The following is a 4761-nucleotide window of genomic DNA, read 5'->3' on the forward strand; positions in this document are numbered from 1 at the left end:
AACCACGCTGGAGTGTATTTTAAAGCTATGGCAGTATCAGCTTCTAATGACAATAAATAAATAATGAATGCAAAGAAGATTAGAAGAGTCCAACACATAAAAATACCTCCAGGCATTTTATAAGGAGATACGGCATGTTGGAGAGGACGGTTGCGACGATAGACAATATAGCTGATTAAAATTATAGACCATACAAATATAAACAAAATTGCTGCGATTGTGGTTACAATTGTAAAAGCACTTATGATTGTTGGTGATAGCGATAAAACTGCATAACCTAATAAGATGCATAAGCAGGAAAAGAGTAATGCATTGGCTGGAACGCGGTTGCTAGAAAGTTTTCCTAAAAATTTAGGTGCTCCCTTTTGCGCTGCGAGACCGTATATCATGCGGCTGGTAGAAAAAATACCACTATTGGCTGAAGATGCGGCAGCTGTTAGAACAACAAAGTTCATCAAACCAGCAGCGGTTGGAATACCAATAAGTGCATACATCGTTACAAATGGGCTTTTTTCTGGAATGATTTGATTCCAAGGAGTGACGGACATAATCACAATGAGAGAGAAAATATAAAAGAAAATAATACGGATTGGTATCGAATTGACAGCTTTGGGCAAAACTTCTTGTGGTTCTTTGACTTCAGCTGCAGCTGTTCCAGCGAGTTCAATGCCAACAAAAGCAAAAATAACAATTTGAAATCCGGCAAAAAATCCTGTAATGCCTCGAGGAAAGATATTTCCGCCGTTCCATATGTTGCCAAGGGAGGCAACGGTGCCGTTCGGGGAGATAAAGCCAGTAAAGATCATGTAAAATCCTACAATAATTAATACTAAAATTGCTAGGATTTTGATAAGGCCAAACCAAAATTCGAGTTCGCCAAATAGTTTTACGGCTACGAGGTTAAATATTAAAAAGGAAAGGATACCTATGAGAACAGGAATCCACGAATTGAGTTCAGGCCACCAAAAGTGCGTATAACTAACAATAGCAATAATTTCAGCAGTTCCGGTTACAATCCAGCACAACCAATATGTCCAGCCGATAAAAAATCCAACACTTGGACCAAGAAGATCGGTTGAAAAATCAATAAAAGATCGATATTGCGTATTAGAAAGCAGTAATTCTCCCATAGCACGCATTACGAAGTATATAGCGCAACCAATAATAGCATAAACTAATAAGATTGAAGGACCAGCGACGCTAATTGTTTTTCCTGATCCCATGAAGAGACCTGTTCCAATAGCTCCACCCAGGGCTATAAGTTGGATGTGGCGATTATCTAGCCCACGTTGCAATTTTTTCTTAGGTTTTTTTTCTAAATTTTGTTCATTCATTTTTGGGAAGTTCCCCTTAAGTTATTTTTAAATAAAAATTATCCTAAAAAAGGTAATCCATTCTATCGGAACACACTATGGTTAAGGAGTAAAGGAATTTTTTTCTATGACTATATGTGAACAAAGAAAAACATTATGAATTAATGGAATAATTACTTTATAAACAAGAACTAAAATATAAATTATATTATACTTTTTATGTTTTATACATATATTATAAATATTTATTATAAATAGAAAAATATTTTCATAGAATATATTTTATTGTAGATAGCTACTAAGATATATCCTGTTTAGAGCTGTATTTTTAATTTTGATAAAAAATTGAATATAAATTTTAGGAGGGCGGTTTTAGATAAAATCTCATGTTTTATTAGTAAACAATGTCAGTGAAGTTTATAGAGAATTCTTTACAGAATAGCGCGTTTCTTATCCTATAATGCAGTAAAATACTGTTGTTTAGGGTAGTGATATAAAGCATATAAAATTTTACACATTAAGTATTTTTAGAATGTAGGGGGGTATTTAGGGCGGGGCTAGCCCGTAGAGCCTTATGTAGGTGAACCATATAAAGTGGTTAGCAGCATCCCCCTTAACAAAGTTGGATTGTTTACAAACCCAGACTTGCGAGGAACTCTCGTCTTTTGATGTGTGAGGAGGAGGTTAAGTAGAAAAAGGGTAACTTTAGTTACCCTTTTTTGAGATGTTTTGTATAGATTTTATTTGTTCTTTGGAGCGATTTTTTTTCTTATAAATATAAAATACATTATACCTAAGAAAATAAACCAAAAGATACTGTATTTTAAAGCTGTTAGGGTATCATGTTCTAATGTCAACAAATAGAGCATGAAAGCAAAAAAAACTAACACGATTCCGCACATAATAACACCTCCCGGCATTTTGTAGACGGATTCAGCATGTAGATGAGGGTGATTGCGACGATACACAATATAGCTAATCAAAATGACGGACCATACGAATAAAAATGCAATCGCTGAAATGCTCGTCACAATTGTAAAAGCACTTATGATGCTTGGAGATGATGATGCAATTGTGTATCCTACTAAAATACATAGGCAGGAAAAGAACAGAGCATTGGCTGGAACATGGTATTTGGAAAGCTTCCCTAAAATTGGAGGAGCACCTTTTTGTGTTGCAAGCCCGTATATCATGCGGCTAGTCGAAAAAATACCACTATTTGCTGAAGAGGCAGCGGAGGTGAGAACAACAAAATTGACCAAACCAGCAGCTATTGGAATGCCTGCAAGCCAAAACATGGAGACAAAGGGACTTTTTTCTGGAACGATTTGATTCCAAGGTGTAACGGACATAATCACAGCTAGAGAAAGGATGTAAAAGAGTACAATACGCACTGGTATTGCATTAATTGCTTTAGGGAGAACTTTTTTAGGCTCTTTAACTTCAGCTGCCGTTGTTCCAGCAATTTCTATACCAACAAAAGAAAAAATGGCAATTTGAAATCCAGCAAAAAAACCTGTAATTCCTCGCGGGAAGATATTTCCATCGTTCCATACATGGTTAAGAGAGGCAACAGTACCATTTGGAGAGGTAAAGCCTGTAGCGATCATATAGAATCCAACAATAACTAATGCCAAAATTGCTACGACTTTGATAAGACCAAACCAGAATTCAAGTTCACCGAAAAATTTTACGGCAAGGAGGTTAAGGATTAAAAAGAAACCAATGCAAGCAAAAACAACAATCCATGGATTAAGTGTTGGCCACCAGAAATGCATATAGTTAATGATAGCAATAATATCTGCAGCTCCAGTTACAACCCAGCTTAACCAATAGTTCCAGCCCACAAAGAAAGCGACTCCCGGTCCTAGCATATCGGTTGAAAAATCAATAAGGGACCGGTATTGTGAATTAGAAAGCAATAATTCTCCCATAGCACGCATTACAAAGTATAGGGCACATCCAATAATCGCATAAACGAGTATGATGGAAGGTCCTGCCACACTAATTGTTTTTCCTGATCCCATGAAGAGACCTGTTCCAATAGCTCCACCGAGGGCTATAAGTTGTACGTGACGGTTATCCAAGCCACGTTGTAGTTTTATCTTAGGACCATCTTTTAAATTTTGTTTACAGTTCATTTTTTGGGGGTTCCCTTTAATTATTTTGAGGTTAAATTACACTAAAAAATGCATCATTCTGTATCGAAGCATGATATAAATGAGGTGTAAAGGAAAAAAACGTTTTTTATAATTTTGTGTGGATAAAGACAAGAATATGGTTTTGAAAAAAGAGGATGTTTTCCTCTTAAATAACGTAACAGATATTTGAATAGGGAGTTTTTAATTGTTATTATTCATAATGGTGAGAGTTTTAATTTTGGCTCAAATAGCGCTCAAAGGTTCTCATCTTAGTTTAAGAAACAGTTCTTAATGATAGAAATTTAAAATGATTTTTAAAATCACTTTTTTGTTTCATAAACGAAAAGAGGAATATCATAGCTTATTTTTTCTAAAGTGATGAATAAGGATTTTGTTTAGATAGTGATAACATTTTATAAAAGGTTGCGAGAAATTCACATCGTTTACACAAAAATCCTTGAGACTATGATAAAGAAATGCAGCGCAATTCAGTTATACAAAGAAAAAAACTGAGGATTGTATAAGCTCTGTTAGAGGTTGAGCTATTCATCGTGAGAGACAGAATCAGGAAAAGATTGCTCTATTAGCTTTGCAATTTGTTATCAAAAGATAAAATTGTTCCTGTCGCTATATTAATCGCACCTTTTATCCGCCGCTTTTTAAAGCGGAGCTGGCAAATGATATAAAAATGGTCGTTAAAGTAAACCATGCAAAGATGTTGAAAGAATGTATTGTGACAAGTTCAAAGCCTTTTTTAATTCCACCGCCAGAAGACAAAAATTTCGGGAAGTCCGTTATATAAAATATTGATACTTTGGGATTTAGTATTTGTGTCAAAAAACCGTCCATATAGCTGGTGAAAAGTTTTGTTTTACCAATAGCACTCTTTTCATTCGTTGATATTGTTTTGAATTTAAGCTGTGTTTTCCAGATTTAATCGATTTAAAGCCCATGTATAATAAAGTGCTGCCACCCATGAATTTTACTAAAAAAATAGTGTTTTGTTGTTGAGAATGAGCGCTGATACACTTAGGTATGGAAAATGTCTCATGCACATATGTTGCTGTACACAATCCTAAAACGTTTACAAATGCGTTCTTTCTTCCTAATCTCGTTGTCTTAGCGATGATAAGGGCCATATTCGGCCCCAGTAAGATGACTAAAATTAAGTGAGATGACTAAAAAAAATGAAACAATGAAAAAGGTCAGTATTTGATGATTCATTTTACCTTTAGCTCTGAAATTAATTGATCTTTGAGATATAATTCTATTCTGTCAAACTGAGAAAGTTTTCCTTCCCCCTGTGG

The 4761-nt window shown here is 35.0% G+C and carries 3 protein-coding genes and 1 pseudogene; all 4 read right to left on the reverse strand.

Features of this window, described 5'->3' with window-relative positions:
* A partial coding sequence (locus ACFIKE_RS08275; RefSeq protein ID WP_375649214.1) for an amino acid permease occupies positions 1 to 1334 on the reverse strand: 1334 nt, incomplete at its 3' end.
* Between the two features lie 719 nt (positions 1335 to 2053).
* Positions 2054 to 3454, reverse strand: a complete 1401-nt coding sequence (locus ACFIKE_RS08280) for an amino acid permease (RefSeq protein ID WP_375627125.1) — start codon at positions 3452 to 3454, stop codon at positions 2054 to 2056.
* An 833-nt stretch (positions 3455 to 4287) separates the two neighbouring features.
* Positions 4288 to 4593: a hypothetical protein gene (locus ACFIKE_RS08285; RefSeq protein ID WP_375649216.1), complete on the reverse strand. Its 306-nt coding sequence runs from the start codon at positions 4591 to 4593 to the stop codon at positions 4288 to 4290.
* Between the two features lie 81 nt (positions 4594 to 4674).
* A pseudogene (locus ACFIKE_RS08290) lies at positions 4675 to 4761 on the reverse strand (2-hydroxyhepta-2,4-diene-1,7-dioate isomerase); the annotation flags it as partial.

Source organism: Bartonella sp. MU70NMGDW, from assembly GCF_042194085.1.
GTDB classification, from domain to species: Bacteria; Pseudomonadota; Alphaproteobacteria; order Rhizobiales; family Rhizobiaceae; genus Bartonella; species Bartonella grahamii.

Coding starts and splice junctions, on each gene's coding strand:
- ACFIKE_RS08280 (WP_375627125.1), bottom strand. CDS start 3,454: ATGAACTGTAAACAAAATTTAAAAGATGGTCCTAAGATAAAACTACAA.
- ACFIKE_RS08285 (WP_375649216.1), bottom strand. CDS start 4,593: ATGGCCCTTATCATCGCTAAGACAACGAGATTAGGAAGAAAGAACGCA.